16 protein-coding genes are annotated in these 16,185 nt (G+C 39.6%); 6 read left to right on the forward strand and 10 right to left on the reverse strand.

Going from position 1 to position 16,185, the window contains the following annotated elements:
* Nucleotides 1–2 precede the first annotated feature (2 nt).
* The 4 genes from E4661_RS08615 to E4661_RS08630 form a co-directional block, all read right to left on the reverse strand.
* On the reverse strand, nt 3–1,619 hold the full coding sequence (locus tag E4661_RS08615) for a glutamate synthase-related protein (RefSeq protein WP_136466428.1): 1,617 nt from the start codon (nt 1,617–1,619) through the stop codon (nt 3–5).
* A 334-nt stretch (nt 1,620–1,953) separates the two neighbouring features.
* Complete coding sequence (locus tag E4661_RS08620) at nt 1,954–2,409, reverse strand: hypothetical protein (RefSeq protein WP_136466429.1); 456 nt, start codon at nt 2,407–2,409, stop codon at nt 1,954–1,956.
* Nucleotides 2,410–2,415: 6 nt separating this feature from the next.
* A complete protein-coding gene (locus tag E4661_RS08625; RefSeq protein WP_136466430.1) occupies nt 2,416–2,733 on the reverse strand; it encodes a hypothetical protein in 318 nt (105 codons plus the stop codon).
* 52 nt (nt 2,734–2,785) lie between these two features.
* On the reverse strand, nt 2,786–3,364 hold the full coding sequence (locus E4661_RS08630) for an RNA polymerase sigma factor (RefSeq protein WP_136466431.1): 579 nt from the start codon (nt 3,362–3,364) through the stop codon (nt 2,786–2,788).
* 115 nt (nt 3,365–3,479) lie between these two features.
* Here E4661_RS08630 and E4661_RS08635 point away from each other — a divergent pair, with 115 nt between their 5' ends.
* The 4 genes from E4661_RS08635 to E4661_RS08650 are packed head-to-tail and all read left to right on the forward strand — an operon-like array spanning nt 3,480 to nt 5,786.
* The gene (locus tag E4661_RS08635) at nt 3,480–3,773 is read left to right on the forward strand and encodes an EF-hand domain-containing protein (RefSeq protein ID WP_136466432.1); all 294 of its coding nucleotides are present in this window, start codon (nt 3,480–3,482) and stop codon (nt 3,771–3,773) included.
* Between the two features lie 16 nt (nt 3,774–3,789).
* The gene (locus E4661_RS08640) at nt 3,790–4,557 is read left to right on the forward strand and encodes a YHYH protein (RefSeq protein ID WP_136466433.1); all 768 of its coding nucleotides are present in this window, start codon (nt 3,790–3,792) and stop codon (nt 4,555–4,557) included.
* A 16-nt stretch (nt 4,558–4,573) separates the two neighbouring features.
* Nucleotides 4,574–5,131, forward strand: a complete 558-nt coding sequence (locus E4661_RS08645) for a toxin-antitoxin system YwqK family antitoxin (protein ID WP_240751437.1) — start codon at nt 4,574–4,576, stop codon at nt 5,129–5,131.
* Nucleotides 5,100–5,786 (forward strand): SCO family protein, encoded by a 687-nt coding sequence (locus E4661_RS08650; protein WP_240751438.1) that lies wholly within the window; start codon nt 5,100–5,102, stop codon nt 5,784–5,786. Before E4661_RS08645 ends, E4661_RS08650 begins: the two co-directional genes overlap by 32 nt.
* Before the next feature lie 60 nt (nt 5,787–5,846).
* Here E4661_RS08650 and E4661_RS08655 read toward each other — a convergent pair whose 3' ends face one another.
* Complete coding sequence (locus E4661_RS08655; protein ID WP_136466435.1) at nt 5,847–6,992, reverse strand: formylglycine-generating enzyme family protein; 1,146 nt, start codon at nt 6,990–6,992, stop codon at nt 5,847–5,849.
* Nucleotides 6,993–7,130: 138 nt separating this feature from the next.
* Between E4661_RS08655 and E4661_RS08660 the strand changes: the two genes are divergently transcribed.
* Together E4661_RS08660 and E4661_RS08665 are read left to right on the forward strand one after the other, a co-directional pair.
* Nucleotides 7,131–8,351, forward strand: a complete 1,221-nt coding sequence (locus tag E4661_RS08660; RefSeq protein ID WP_136466436.1) for a sulfite oxidase — start codon at nt 7,131–7,133, stop codon at nt 8,349–8,351.
* Nucleotides 8,351–8,833 (forward strand): monoheme cytochrome C, encoded by a 483-nt coding sequence (locus tag E4661_RS08665; RefSeq protein ID WP_136466437.1) that lies wholly within the window; start codon nt 8,351–8,353, stop codon nt 8,831–8,833. The genes E4661_RS08660 and E4661_RS08665 overlap by 1 nt, the downstream gene beginning before the upstream one ends.
* Before the next feature lie 23 nt (nt 8,834–8,856).
* Here the strand turns inward: E4661_RS08665 and E4661_RS08670 are convergent, their stop codons facing one another.
* From E4661_RS08670 to E4661_RS08690, 5 genes are all read right to left on the reverse strand, one after another.
* Nucleotides 8,857–10,107, reverse strand: a complete 1,251-nt coding sequence (locus tag E4661_RS08670) for a M14 family metallopeptidase (protein ID WP_136466438.1) — start codon at nt 10,105–10,107, stop codon at nt 8,857–8,859.
* 15 nt (nt 10,108–10,122) lie between these two features.
* A complete protein-coding gene (locus E4661_RS08675) occupies nt 10,123–11,655 on the reverse strand; it encodes a glutamate racemase (RefSeq protein ID WP_136466439.1) in 1,533 nt (510 codons plus the stop codon).
* A gap of 36 nt (nt 11,656–11,691) precedes the next feature.
* The gene (locus E4661_RS08680; protein ID WP_136466440.1) at nt 11,692–13,266 is read right to left on the reverse strand and encodes an N-acyl-D-amino-acid deacylase family protein; all 1,575 of its coding nucleotides are present in this window, start codon (nt 13,264–13,266) and stop codon (nt 11,692–11,694) included.
* Nucleotides 13,247–14,437 (reverse strand): M14 family metallopeptidase, encoded by a 1,191-nt coding sequence (locus tag E4661_RS08685; RefSeq protein WP_136466441.1) that lies wholly within the window; start codon nt 14,435–14,437, stop codon nt 13,247–13,249. The genes E4661_RS08680 and E4661_RS08685 overlap by 20 nt, the downstream gene beginning before the upstream one ends.
* A gap of 125 nt (nt 14,438–14,562) precedes the next feature.
* Nucleotides 14,563–16,185: a gamma-glutamyltransferase family protein gene (locus E4661_RS08690; RefSeq protein WP_136466442.1), complete on the reverse strand. Its 1,623-nt coding sequence runs from the start codon at nt 16,183–16,185 to the stop codon at nt 14,563–14,565.

Consider the following 16,185-nt stretch of genomic DNA (forward strand, 5'->3'; position numbering starts at 1 on the left):
ATTTAAGGATTTATTCCGGCGTATTGAATACCGGTAAGTTTATGAATGTCAAGATTAAAAGTGCTTAGGTCTTGCTGGTTGAACTTATTTACATCATCGTATCCACAAGAACGGGCCACGACTTTAATTAAATCATTGGTAGCAGTAAAGAAGTTATACAACTGCTTTGCCGAAGCATCGATAATCAATCTACTACGCAAACTTTCCTTCTGGGTTGCAATTCCAACCGGGCAATTATTGGTTCCGCATGCTCGCATACCCAAACACCCTACCGCCTGAATGGCTGCATTTGAAACGGCAATAGCATCAGCACCCAACATCATCGCTTTCGAGAAATCCTCTGCAATACGCAGTCCACCTGTGATAACCAATGTCACATCTTCTGCACCCACTTTATCCAAATAGGTCCTTGCTCTCGCCAACGCTGGTATAGTAGGCACGTTTATATTGTCCCTTAGAACTGTCGGCGCCGAACCTGTTCCTCCCCCTCGGCCATCTAAAATGATATAATCTACACCTACATCCAACGCAAATTGTATATCCTTTTCGATATGACTTGCCGCAATCTTAAATCCTACCGGAATTCCACCAGTACGTTCGCGAACTTTTTGAGCAAAAGATTTAAAATCTTCTACCCCATGAAAATCGGGAAATGTTGCTGGGCTTATAGCCGTTTGTCCTTCTTTCAATCCCCTAACCTCAGCAATTTCCTTGCTTACTTTGCTTCCAGGTAAATGTCCTCCCGTACCCGTTTTGGCACCTTGCCCTCCTTTAAAGTGAAAAGCCTGCACATTGTCGAGTTTATCCCAAGAAAAACCAAATTGGGCCGACGCCAATTCATAAAAATATCTAGAATTATTCTGTTGTTCTTCCGGAAGCATTCCTCCTTCTCCCGAACATATTCCCGTTCCTGCCATCTCGGCTCCTTTGGATAAGGCGATTTTCGCTTCTCTCGACAACGCCCCAAAACTCATATCACTCACAAATAGAGGAATATCCAGAACCAAAGGTTTCTTTGCTTTTGGTCCAATTACAACCTTAGTGGCCACCTCTTCTTCATCCAACAATGGTCTTGTGGCCAATTGCGCTGGTAAAAATTGGATATCGTTCCATTTAGGTAATGTATTTCTATCCACTCCCATGGAAGCCGAGAACCCATGATGTCCCAAATTCTTTAGGCCATTTCTGGCAAGTTCTTTTATATATCCGGTATAGGGTTCCGTTTCTTCTGGATGAGTATCAGCGTAAGTACCCAGATATGCATCTCTCTCAAACGGCTGCGGGTGTACTTTTTCAAAATCAGCCACTTCGTTCTCATCAACTTGAAGTGAATCACCATCAATATATTCTTGGAATTTGTGGAGTTGTTCGTCATTATTGTATTCACTGACTCCAGTATCGTATCGGTAATCCCATCCATGAACTCCACAAATAAGATTGTGCCCCTTAACATGTCCATCTGCCAAAAGGGCTCCACGATGATGGCACCTTCCATACAAAACAGATATCCCTGTTTCATGTTTTATAATCACCAAATCGGTGTTCCTAACTAAGGCGTAAGCAGGTTTTTTTTCTTCAAGATGGGAAACCTTGGCAATCTCAATAAGTTTTTGTGACATTGTTGGTTCAGTATTTAGAGTTAGTAGAATTAGGTTTTAGGTCGAAGAATTTTAACACTCATTACAATAGTAAGTTAAGGTTAAAACCCGTGCTATCCATAAAAACCAGAGTAGTATACCCTCTAAAATCCCTATTATGTCAACTTTAAAAAGAAAACCCAAGAACATTTAGCTCTTGGGTTCCATTAACCAACTAATCTAATCATCAATCCAAAACATGATTTGCTGCTCCACCTATTGCCCCATCATTTCATAAGGTACGAGTCGTAGAGCATATATAACTTTAGATGCAGGTATTCCGAAAAACTTGTGATGAAAATCCAATTTTTGAATACTAATGAGGGGGAGGGGGGCCATGAGGTTTAGGCCCACGTTTCAAGGCCTGCTGTACAATTATCCCCAACTTTATCTTCTGATCTTTGTTACAGATACTTTCTATTCGCTTGAAGTAGCTGAAAACTTCATTTTCTTTGTCAGCACTCAACCTTCCTATTAAATTGGTAATAGAATCCAATTTTTGCTCGGTAAAATTGGTGTCGCCGATTCTGGAGAACAGATATTCCTTCAGGTCTCTTGATCGATTGCTTATTTCTCTCATCTTAAGATGGTGTATTCTATCAATCTCCAAAAACTCCGATTGTTGGCCTTTATCAAATCCAAGCTGGCCGGAGATAAACATTCGAGGAGGACCTTTTCTTTTATCGGGCTTGTTCAGCACCAAAAACAGCAGGACTCCATTCATCACCATTAAAAAAACCAGCAGAATTGTAAGAAGTAAATTTTTTTTCATGACCTCTTAATTTAAAATGGATTCATTTTCAGTGTTTGAAAACCCAAAAGCCTCCGCGAAAGCTGTCATTTGTTCTTGTTGATTTGAGATTCGGTACGAATAAATAGCCCCTATATTTAAAATTGCAAGAAGCAACAGGACAGCCACTTGATACTTTGGCGTAAACCATGATAGTACAAAGTTATGCTCTCCTGGTTGTGCTAAACTGTCCAAACGGTGAAGTACCTTGTCCTTAAAAAATGGAGAAATGTTTACCGACTCAATATGCGAAGCGGCATCCAAAACCCCATCTATTTTCTGTTGCGTATTTTTTTTGCCATCCATGTTTGTTAATGTTGTATTGATTTAGATGTATTTTTTAATCGAACCTTGCGGTCTATAGTTCATTTTTATAATAAACAGTTAAAATCTTTTGCAAATTCCTTCTTGCCCTAAATAATAGAGATTCAATCGAGGACACGCTTTTTTCAGTAATCTCACTCACCTCCTTGTAACTCAACCCTTCTATTTTGTGCAATGTAAACACTACTTTTTGTCCTTCGGGCAATTTGTTTATTGCGTTGAAAAGCGTTTCGGTTCTCTCCTTGTTTTCCAGTTGAATCCCAGGGTGTTTAAATTCGGTAAAGTAGGACGATTTATCTATTGGAATGTCTCCTCCGGTTATCGATTGTATAAAACCAAACCGTTTTTTGGCGTTTTTCTTTCTTATAAATTCCAAACTCTTGTTTACTGAAATCCTATAAATCCAAGTGGAAAGTTTGGAGTTACCTTTGAATTTACCGATGGAATTATACACCTCCACAAAAACTTCTTGGGCTATATCCTCAGCATCCTCTTTATTGGGGACAAATGAGATACAGGTATTGAAGACCTTGGTTTGATACCCATCGAGTAGCCTGCCATAAGCCGACTGTCTTTGATTCTTAAGATCTTCTATAAACTGCTTGTCTTCCAATAAATTACAAGATTAACCTTAATGCAATTTAGAAGGTTTTTAGAAAAAATTTATCCCTCCGCACAAGTTTTTCAAAATATCCACATCTAAAACAAAAAAGCAAAACAATAGTATTATGATGAACAAAACTATAAAGTTAGGTCTCTATTTGGGTATTGTGGGAATGTTAACCACCTGTAACTTATCCGCACAAAAACAAACTGAAAAAAGAGAACGAAAAAGTCCACCTTCTTTTGAAGAGCTTTTGGAAAAACTAGATGAGGATGATGATGGAAAAATCTCAAAAACTGAAGCTAAAGGTCCTTTAGAAAGACATTTTGATAAAATTGATCTTAATGAGGATGGCATTTTAACCAAAGAGGAATTTGAAAAGGCACCCAAACCCAAGAGAGGCAAAAAAAAACAATAATAAAATTTTACACCCTATGAAAAAGTCCAAGATTATTTCGAAGTCATCAACTATTCTAATAGGTATTGCCGTTTTATTTGTGGGATTTATTGCCTGTAGTTCGGACAGTGAAGAAACCGATACAAACATCGTGAACAACGGAGAATTACATGCTGCCTTTGCTGAATTTGATTCAAACAACACAGATATTTACCTTGAAGGTTCCAATGTAGTGATTGAAACCAATGGATTACCAAACCATACCACCATTTATTGGGGAAATGGTTCAAATCTATATATCGAGGAACCTGACGTGGAAACCACACCAAGTATTATTCCGAACTTCAACGCTGACGCTACCTTACGAGTGCCTCAAAACCCAGAACTGGCATCCAGTAGTACCTCCACAAACATGGGTGCCATTGGTATTGCGGTGAGTGGTGCGGCAATCTTTAACGACCAAGAAGGTAGCGGCCCTCTAAACGAAGCCGCCGCATCACTGGATTATACAGGTGGACATATTGGTCCCGCTGAGTATCATTACCATCTTGAGCCAACCGCATGGTCCGAGGATGACGACGAACTTATTGGCATCTTAGCCGATGGATTTTTCATTTATGGAAGAAAATGTGACTCTACGGGAGATTATCCAACTGATCTGGATGCTTCAGGTGGTCATACATCCACAACCCAACATGCAACAGATGCTGAGTATCATTATCATATTGAAAACGAACTCTATTTAAATCAGTATTATGTTATTTTCCCAGGAGATTATCAAGGCACTCCCAATGCCATCAATTAAACAGGCTTTCCTTTGTATGCTTTGCCTTTTTCTTTTGGGAAGTTGTAAACAAAACCATACCAGAAAAAGAAACATCATACAAATAGAGGTACTCAAAAGTAAATTGGTATTGAATCAAACTGAAGGCAAATGGTATCACTTATATCTTCCATTTGACGGATATGCCGTGGAATACCATAAAAACGGAATCCTTGCTAAAAAAACAGGCTATTTAAATGGTAAAAAAGAAGGTGTGGAAAAAAAATGGTTCGATTCCGGGGCATTAAGAAGTCAAGCCTTTTACCGTGCCAATAAATTGGATGGTATCTCAAAATCTTGGTGGCCTAATGGCGTTTTGAGCACAGAGTCAAATTATTCCATGGGCGTTCGTCATGGAAAGCAAAAAAAGTGGTATACGAATGGCCAAATAGCTAGAGTCCTAAATCTTACTGATGGGATAGAAGATGGATTACAGCAAGCTTGGCTCAAGACAGGTAAACTATACGCCAATTATGAAGCCAAAAATGGTCGATTTTTTGGTTTGAAACGTTCAAATCTTTGCTATGAACTTAAGAATGAAGTGGTACAGCAATAATTCAACATGCATTAATTTTGTTTTAGGTATGGCTCTGCTTTTGGGCTGTAAAGAAGTAAACATAGAAAAAAAGGATAGCAGAGTCCACACTTTGCCCTTTTACAATGATCCCTCATTTACCCCAAAATGGATAACACCTGCCAATGATTCCATTTGGGGTATGCATGCCATCCCCAAGTTTTCTTTGGTCAATCAACTAGGTGATACAATTAGTGAAAAAACCTTTGCGAATAAAATTTATGTGGCTGATTTCTTTTTTACCTCTTGTCCAGGCATCTGCCCTAAAATGACTTCCAACATGGCTTTGGTTCAAGAGGAATTCAAAAATGACAGGGAGGTGTTATTACTATCACACTCCGTGACCCCTGAATATGATTCTGTACCCATTTTAAAAAATTATGCAGATGCCAAAGGTGTTTTAGCTGATAAATGGCATCTGGTCACAGGGTCTCGAAAAGAAATCTACAACTTAGGAAGATTCGCTTATTTCGTGGAAGAGGACTTAGGTATTCCCAAAGGGGAAAACGATTTTCTACATACCGAAAATTTTGTGTTGGTCGATAGACAAAGACACATCAGAGGAATCTATAACGGCCTCAACAAAACTGCTATTTCCCAATTGATAGCCGATATTAAAACTTTAAAAAAAGAGTAACAATCCAATGCCCTTTGGCAATAAAGTCTAGAAGTCAGGTTTTTCAATCCCTACCGCACTTCATTTGGAAAGCATGTTGGTACTTGCCACAGTCCTAAACCCTAAATGCCCCATCGATGAGTCCATTGTAGAAGCCATTCTTGCAGAAGCTCGATAACTTGCGCAGTAAGAAGCACTGCATAAATAGGACCCACCTCGAATCACTTTTTCTCTGGCGTAGGGATTGTTCGGATTATAAGGGTTTTCCGCACCTGTTGGGTTGCGCTCAATTCCTTTTGTTAAAAGTTCTTGATAGTAATTGGGGTTATACCAATCGTTGGTCCATTCCCAAACATTTCCTGACATATCGTAAAGCCCAAAACCATTGGCTGGAAAAGCTCCCACCGGTGAACTTCCTTCGAAACCGTCAACCTTTGTATTATTTACCGGAAATTCTCCTTCCCAGGTGTTGGAATATTTGGCAAGTTCCGTTACGTCATTCCCCCAAAAGAAAGTGGTCCCAGATTTCCCCCCGCGAGCTGCATATTCCCATTCAGCTTCTGTAGGCAGCCTACGATTGGCCCATTTGCAGTATGCCAATGCGTCTTCATGCGAAACATGGACCACAGGGTGATCATCTTTTCCTTTAATGGAGCTTCCGGGGCCTTCTGGGTTTTTCCAGTTGGTTCCAATAGACCAAGTCCACCACTGGGAAAAATCGTATAAATTGGGAACGGATGACTTTGTCTTCTTAAAAACCAATGAACCTGGCTGCAAAATTGAATCTGGTGGTTTGGGGGTTCCTTCCGGAAGTTGTTTCCTAAGTTCCTCCCAATCTGGAATACGCTCTGCAACCGTGACGTAACCAGTCTCCTTTACAAATTTTGAAAACTTTGCGTTTGTCACCAATGTGGTGTCCATAAAAAACCCATCTACAGCAACTTTATGAGCTGGTTTCTCATGATGCATGGCTTCATTGTCTTGTGTCACAGCTCCTTGCATAAAGGTACCTCCAGGAATCCAAACCATTCCCTGGGGAATCTTAATACTTGAGGGTAGCTTTTTAATTAAATCCGAAGTATCCAATATGGCTACTTTCTGATCCACAGGAGCCGTAGTTGCCTGTTTGTTTGATTTCTTTTTTTCCCCACATGAGATGATAGCAACTAAAATGATTAAAACTCCTAGATTTCGAAAAGTAGAATCAATAAAGGTTTTTAACAGCATGAAAATTATGGCATTTGTTTCTTAAAAGGGATATCAAAGGTAAATCATAATTATATTCAGATTTTGCAATAATTGTGTTTTTTCTATATACCTTGACTGCAAATCCTTTTACAAGGCCTATCCATAATATATGAGATAATGCAGAGAAGAAAATTTATCAAAAAAAGCACCCTAACCTCTTTATCAACTCTTCTTGGAACAGAAATTGTCTTCGGAAAAATTCTTCCTTCGGGTTACGATCTTCTGGGATTGCAAGATCCCGATCCCTTTAAACTGTTTCATAAAGACAGTCAAATGGTTGTTTTAAATGATAAACCATGGAATATTGAGGCCCAAGCACATTTATTAGATAATAGGATCACCCCGAATAAATACATGTTTATTCGCAACAATGGCATAATTCCATCTGATATTTCTGTTGATGATTGGACATTGACTTTTGATGGAGAATCTGTTTCCCAAAAGAAAACATATACGCTTGAGGAACTCAAGTCAAAATTTAAACACCATACCTATCAACTTACTCTCGAATGTGGAGGAAATGGAAGAAGTGAATTTAATCCTCCTGCAAAAGGAAACCAATGGACAGTTGGAGCAGTTTCATGTGCAGAATGGACTGGTATACGGCTAAGAGATATTCTGGAAGATGTGGGGATTGAAGATAATGCTGTTTATATTGGATACCATGCGATGGACACGCATTTAAGTGGTGACCCCAATAAAGAACCCATTTCAAGGGGGATTCCCATCGCAAAAGCACTTCAGGATGAAACCTTATTGGCTTTTAAAATGAACGGCGAGGATATTCCTTTAGCTCATGGGTATCCACTTCGATTAATAGCAGGAGGATGGCCAGCATCAGCGTCAGGAAAGTGGTTGCAAGGAATCAGTGTTCGAAACAAGGTGCATGATGGCGCAAAAATGACCGGTACTGCTTATCGCGTACCATGCGAACCTGTTGCTCCGGGTGAGAAAGTAGCAGATGAGGATATGTGCATTATTGAATCGATGCCCGTTAAATCCCTAATAACCTATCCCAAAAGTGGAGCGACAATCAATGAGGGAAAGTCTTTGAAGATACGGGGTCATGCATGGGCAGGTGAGTTAAGTGTCTCCAAAGTGGAATATTCCATCGATTTTGGGAGCACATGGAAAAACTGCTCGCTTGAGAAACCAGCAAACCGTTTGGCATGGCAGCACTTTAAGGCAGATGTCCGGTTTCCGAAAAAAGGATATTATGAAGTTTGGGCCAGAGCCACGGATTCGCAAGGAGTTTCACAACCTATGGTTTTACCAGGTTGGAATCCAAAAGGTTATTTAAACAATGCCTGCCATCGTATTGCCGTAAAAGTTAGCTGATGGAGGATCCCGGTAAGTTTAGAAAAAATGTAAGACAGGTATTTAAGCTCATGTACCTGATGTTCTTTGGTTTTATGCTGATTGCTGGGTTTCTGGTATACCTCATGGTTGACCCCTCCCTTTCAGTCTTTAATAAAAATGACCCCAATAATTACGAATCCATTCAAAAACATGATGAAGTTGATTTTGACAAAATTGAAAATGGTGTCCATGTACGAACCGGATTGGTTGAAGGTGATGGTCTAATGTTGGTTGTCAATAATTGCACAAGCTGTCACTCTGCCAAATTGGTCACTCAAAATCGAATGAGCAAAGAGCAATGGTCCGCTACTATAAGATGGATGCAGGAAACCCAAAATTTGTGGGACCTTGGGAAAAATGAGGAACCTATTGTAACCTATTTGGCAACCTACTACGCTCCAGAGAAAGAAGGGAGACGACAAAATCTCCAAAATATTGAGTGGTACGACTTGAAGGAATAACCTGCAATTGCCTCTACGTCAAATTATTCTTTTAAAAGTATCTGCATCATCGCTTTGGCCGAAATGGTTCCTATTTTTTTGATTCTTTCTTTTGGGGTACTATCACCAATTTCATAGGTGATTCCTGTAGCATTGTGTCCATATAAAAACCATCCTTTAGATACGGGTCTAGTGCTGTTTGCTGCGGCTTCGTTTACTTTGTAATCCTCAACATCTCTTTCCAAAACTTCAAACCATTCATCTATAAAATCTGGTAATGTGGTTCCCTCCCGCTTTACATTGGTATAGAACACGTCTTCATAGGTAGAGTGAAAATCCAATCCTAAAATAATCTCCCCTTCATCAGTTTTACTGGTGTTAAGCACATAAGTTACCACATTTCGAACTTCAGGTTGTCGATATTTTGACCAGTCCCGATTCAGGTCTACTCCATTGGCATTGTGCCTCCAATGGCCCAAATCCACTCCATCCGGATTGAGGATGGGAAACGCCAATACCCTGAACTTATTCAAAAAGTTGGTAGAAAGTTCGGATTGGTCCACTATGGTTTCCAGAAAATTTTGAAATGCAAAATAGCCGGTGACCTCCGGTGGGTGCTGCCTAGTTAACAATACTACGATGGGTTTATTTTTAGGACTACCCTGATAAATATCCAAAACAGGAATGTTTTTTCCCATCTTTGATTGGCCCGCACTTCCCAATCGCACAAAATCTTTGGAGTTCTTTATGTGCTGAAGATACCATTGCCGAACATCCGCGGATGCATTGATTTCTTGTGCAGCGACCGTTGTTTGTTCTATATTAATGTTCAGCTTAAGCAATGGTCCTTCTTCAGTTTGAATCACATCCAAAGAATCAATAATGGTCCATTGCCCGTTCATTTTCTTTTTTGGTTTATACCGATGTTTGAAACCCTCTGGATAATCAAAACCAAAATAAATCTGTTTTGGAGTATCTGACCATGCTTTAAAGGCGTAATAAGGACTTTTGTTAATCGGTGTGTTTTCCGGGTCAAATTTGAGCAATATGGTCGAATCGTTAAGTTGCTTGGCCCCACTAAGACGAGCCCCATCAAATTCATTGCTGACCCAAACTCCTGAATCCTTAAACTCATAGTTTTTTTTGATTTGAAAGCTGATAGGTTTATCCTTCGTATCAACGGGCGTTTCAAATTTCACCGTTTTAGGACCAGAACAGCCTGTCAGGCAGATAGCCAATCCGGTGCAACTCAATATGGAGGCCAACCTAATGTGAATCTTATTTGATTTTTCCATTTTTCACTTTTCGTATTATATTTTATCCTCCTCTTTAAGTTCTTCAGTCTTTGAATTTCTTTCATTGAAATTTTGCATCAGTTGATAAACATTCGGAATCTGTTTTTGGAAACGATCCAAGATATCTTCTGAAATGTTTTTTCTACTGAAAGGAACTACTTTGACATACTCTTGGATTTCATGCGCATTTCTTCCGTATTTATAGTCATACGGAAATCTGCCCTGTTTGTCAATAATGTTATTTGTGTTATCCTTATTGGGCACACTAATGTAGAATTCACTTTGTAGCATATCCCCATCAGGATTGAACAATGATTCGTTTTTTAAATGTTCATGCAACTCTTTGGCAGTATCTACTGCGGGGTCAATTAGTTTGATGTCTGCTGCCATTGAGTTTCGATATCGGTATACTCCATCCTTGTCCTTGTAGTTGTATAGTTCTTTGAGAATTTCCGAAATTTCTTGGGTCATATAGGGATAATGGGTACACCCTAAAATGATGGATTTTAATTTGTTGGTAGATTTGGAATGACGGATTTGTTCCATTAAGGTCACTAAATGATAGCGCACATAGTTTTTGGCATCGTTGATTTGAAGAATGGAGCAATCATCTGTTTTTTCACTATCACATAGCATTTTGCTGTTATCAAAATCAAAATTGTAGATGTCGAAAAGTGTTCGGTCTATTTTCACATCGCCATCTAAACTAGGACCTTTGTAGGCATCTCTAGGTTTCTTCAAGTTTCTATCAAAATAATCCGAATCTTCGTCAACAGCTTCAGCTATTCCGACACCTCCTTGCGAGAACACTTCGATATTTCCCTTATATCCCAGTTCATCCTTCATTTTCAACAAGGTATTACTATAGCCTTTTGAAGCTACGGTTCCTGCGGTTGCCAAAACACCGACAATGGCATCTTCGTCTTTTTTTATGCTTTCCAAAGTACCTCTTACTCCCGCGTCGATTACTCCAATAACCTTAATATCCGCATTGGCTTTGGCCAAAAATTCCTCTATATAATCTTTTCCGTAAGCAGTGGCAGTGTTGCACGCAATTACCAAAGCTTTAACCGGTTGTTTATCTGTATTTACATCTTTGTCGAGTCCATCGGAATAATACTTATTCCCTAACAAGAATTGGGCATCCTTGATAATATGCTCGTTTAATAAATCTACTTTGCCCACCCCAGAATAATTCCCATAGGGCATATTGGCCTGATCGCCCAGATAGATAAAGGTCTCCCTGTTAAAATCCAATTCCCCATCACTACCCTTTTCATGTGACTCGTTTTGATTTTGGTCATAATTGACTATGGCTTTTAACACGGTCAGCCCTCCTGTACCTGAATCGAAAACTCCGATAGGGAGTGTTTTATCACCGATTGGATAATTTTTGAAATCGATATGATAGAAACTATCTTCTTTTCCAATAATAGTGTTGACTATATCGGTCGTGGTTTGGTCATCAGTCGCAATTCTTTTTTTATCCTCTTTCTTGCAGCCTATAAGCACCGCCGAGGTCAAAACAAATAGAAAGTATCGTTTCATATTTTTTAGCTTGTTTATCGATTTTATAAAGTTGAACTAGTACGAATCATTCTTTCTCAACACCTTGCCGAACAACCCGTTGGTGTATTCTCCTTTTTCTACGGCCAGTTTTCCATTAATGATGGAATATTCTAATCCTTCGGCATAATCAAAAGCATTTTTATAATCAGCTTTATCTTTAAAAGTTTCCGGATCAAATAGAATTATATCAGCGAAATACCCCTCTTTCAGTTTGCCCCGATACGGAATTTTAAAAATCTCTGCTGTTTTAGCAGAACTCCGATTTATAAATGCTGGCAAATCCAAAACACCTTTTTCTTTCACATACCTGTGATATTTTCTGGGGAAGGAACCGTACTTTCTAGGGTGACCTGTATTGCCATCAGAACCAGTGACCACCCAATTCTGACGCATAAATTTGTGTATATCGTAACTGGACATATTGAATGAAGCCACCCGTATAATTCCCTTTGTCCTCAAAATTTTATACACAGCTTCTTCTGGCGGCAAATTGAGTTCTACAGCAATTTGTTTCAAGGTTTTGTTACGATAGGCTGGATTTGCGGTGACTACAATCAACAAAGATTCTGGACCACCACGGCGTCTGATATTATTCTTGGTTTCTTCTAATATTCGTGGTTTAAGGGTTGGGTCATCGAACCTAATCAACAAGGAATCCTGCCCCCCGCTTTGGGCCCATTTTGGTGTTGTGGCCGCCCTTAAACCGGTCGCTGAAGCTTCGTAGGGATATTGATTCGCAGTAACCTCTATACCTTCTTTATGTGCATTTTCGACCAACGCAATAATTGTATCACTCTGTTTCCAAACATCAACTCCCAAACATTTTATATGCGAAATATGGATGGGCAGTTTAGCCTGCCTTCCAATTTCAATGGCTTCCTCGACAGCAGCAACAAGCCCAACTGTATATGAGCTTTCGTCTCGAAGGTGTGAATCGTATATCCCGCCGTTTTCAGCGCAGGTTTTTGCCAGTTCTATCACTTCTTCAGTTTCCGCATAACTTCCTGGGGCGTAAAACAGACCTGTTGACATGCCAAAATTTCCTGCGTCGTTCATTTCTTTATCAAGAAGTTCCTTCATTTGGGCAATCTCTTCATTTGTGGCCTCTCTATCACTTAAGCCAACGACTTCTTTTCGCATCGTCTCATGGCCTATCAATAGAATAACATTGGTACCAACTCCTTGTTTTTCATATTTGTCCACATAAGTTTTAGCGGGAAAAAAGCTATCTCCATCGTTACCCACAACCACTGTGGTTACTCCTTGCATCAAAAAAGGAAGGTTATACGCCGTTTCGGGCTTGTTCAAATCTCTGTCGGCATGTGTATGTGGGTCTATAAATCCTGGCGAAACGATTAATCCTGTAGCGTCAATTGTTTTTTGGGCGATTATATGATCAGTTTGTTTTCCAACAAAAACAATTTTGTCACCTCTAATTCCTATTGCCGATGTAATAGGTTCTCTATCGATTCCATTATAAACCGTTCCATTTACAATAAGCAAATCGACTTTGAGTTGCTGTTCGGAACATGCAACTCCGAAAACAAATATCAAAATGACAACAAAAGTTTTATTTTTTAAATGCTTCATTTTTTTGTTTTTCCAATAAGGTCTGCATTAAAGTCTCGGCATAGACACTCGCTCTTTTACGAATAGTATCTCTGTCGATTTCATCCCCATCCTCGTAAGTTACCGCTTCTGCATCAAAGACTTTAAAAAAGTAGTTGTAACAATAGGGTAATTCTTGACTTCTGCGCCTTGCTTCCACTTTGAATGAAGATGAAGCTTCAATATTATTGATCCATTCAGGAATAATTCCAGAAGTTTTAGCCTCATTTATAGAATCGAGCACCAAAAGATAAGGCCCGCTATATGAAGTATGAAAATCCAAGGCAAATCGGAGTTTTTTTCCTCGTTTTACCTTTTCCTCCACAAAATGTTTGACCATTTGGGTTTCAGGTTGGGTAAAATCGACCCAATCCCTATTTAAATCCACGCCATTGGCATTGTGCCTCCAATTACCCATATCGGCACCATCGGGATTCAGTAGGGGAAAAGTATAAATGTTAAAGTTCCCTCTAAACTTCTTGGCGGTATCGGTATTGGTAAAAAGAGTCTCGTAAAAGCTTTTGAACCCAATTGTCCCACCAGGTATTTCCGGAGGATGTTGCCTTGCAATCAAAACAATGAAGTCTTCCACCCCTGTTTGCTCGTGAACCAAGACAAAGTTGTTATTATCCAAAACAGTTTTCCCAGCAACAATTTGGTCCGTATCAAATGGTTTGCCAGCAAACTTTTCCATCCAGGCATAAGTGTCTTCTGAAGTTTCAATTTCTTGAGCTGAAACAAACATTTTTTTGGCTGAAATATCCAACTGCAATGTGGCAGTATGTGCAACCGTGTCAATTTTGACCTTATCGGTATCCAGTGCCTTCCAGTTGACTCCATCCCAGCTAACTTTGGGTATATACCTGTGCTGGTATTCGCCATAATCCAGAATCAGCTTGATGTCTCTTTTATCCTTTGCATGCACTGCAAAGGCATACCACGGACTTTTGTTTACAGGTTCTGATTCGGGAAGAACTTTGGCCTTAAATATATTTTTCCCTACTTCTTTAATATCGTTAAGTCTTGCGCTCTTAAATGAGATGTCGAAAAATACCTCTTTCTCCTGCATAGCCTTTTTACTGCCCTCATTTTGCCCACAAGAGAAGAATAATATGCTGACGCTAAAAATTAATATGGAAAGCTTAAAAGACATATGTTTATTCGCTTTGAAGTTTTACCTCTTTTGATTTTGAAACAAAAAAGGCTGTCCACTGCTACATTTGAACAGCCTTTTGCACTCAAACTAATTCAAACTATGTTTAACAATTTAGGGTTTGCTCAATTTGATTTTCCATCTCTTCTAGGGTCTGCTGCTGCTTTCCATTCCCCGTTTTTAAATTCTACGGCATGCACACCACCGAAATACGCATTTCTATCTGAAATAGTTAGACCATAATAGGGAAAGGCAATTTTAAAACCATCATTCCTTAATTGATGCAACCATTCATGGTCCAAGTCAGTATCTTCGAGGTATACTTTATCACGTATCGCATGAATCCTGGGATAAGCTATAATGTCTTGAATACTGTCTTCGCTATCAATCCAAAGTTGAACAAGTTGGGATATAGTGGAAACAATCCGTTTGCTCCCAGGAGTACCAATAACCAGCACATTTTCTCCATCTTTCCTCACCAAACTTCGACTCATTGATGAAGGTATCCGTGTTTTGGGTTGCAAAGATTTTCCAAGTCCAAACCCCATAAGTGATCTTACATAACTGTTGTAAAAAAAACCTAAGCTTTTGGTCGATGCAAAGGCTCCAAAGTATCTCCCAACACTTGAGGTAACACTAACGGCCATTCCTGTTTTGTCGACAATTGAAAAATGCGTCGTTTCTCCTTCTTTGGATGCTTTTGATTTTCCATTTTTACTCTTTGCATCTTCTTGCTGCTGCCAAAGTTCCATCGCATATTCCTTGGATATTTTTTTAGACACTTCTTCGTCATAATTTGAATAATCAACAATGGCATTGTCGAGGCGATCATTGTGACTCTTATTGAGGGCTTTGATAATCAGTTCGCTTCGAAGCTTGCCAATTTTGGCAATTTTAGAAGCATCAACTTGTTCCAATAAGTTAAGAGCTTGCAACACCTGCCACCCCCCACTTGGTGGAACAAATGAGTAAACATCATAACCCCGATATGTAGTGTGTAAAGGTGTCGATTCTTCCGGGTCAGGAAAACTGGCGAGATCTTCATAAGTAATCCATCCCCCGTGCTCTTCAAAATCTTTGGCTATGGTTTTGGCTATTTCGCCTTTATAAAAGTCGTCACCTCCATACTTTGCCAATCGCTTCAGGGTTTTGGCCAAAGTGGGCTGTTTTACCAAATCTCCAACCGACGGAATTTCATTGTCAATCAACAATTCTGAATTATGGTAGGTACTTTCCTTTAAAAACTCCTCCATAGCTTTAAACACATGGTGCCTATGCATTCCAACAATAAATCCATCTTCGGCATATTTTATCGCTGGCTGTAACAGTTCTTCCCATGTAAGTTTACCACTCCCATATTTTTTCCAAGCATATTGCAATATTTTGACTTGAGAAGGAACCGCAACCTGTTTATAATAAGTAAGGTCCGCTTTTTCAATATCTGATTGCAATACCGACGGTGTCAACGCATGGCCACCGATGGTAATAGGTGGTTTATTAGGGGTTGACAATAGAATCATAGTCCTACCTCCTATTCCCGACATCGCTGGTTCGGTCACTCCCAATGTAAATGCAACCGCAACAGCAGCATCAATGGCGTTACCTCCTTTTTCAAGAATTTTGACACCTGTGTCAGTAGCTTCGGGAGTGGCGGATGCTACTAGGTCCTTTCCCTTTTTAAACCCAGGGTTTAACAACAGGGAAGCTCCAAAAGCTACTGAAACAATTAGGTCTCCAAAACCCATCAT

The sequence above is a fragment of the Flagellimonas onchidii genome (assembly GCF_004804315.1).
Taxonomy (GTDB): domain Bacteria; phylum Bacteroidota; class Bacteroidia; order Flavobacteriales; family Flavobacteriaceae; genus Flagellimonas; species Flagellimonas onchidii.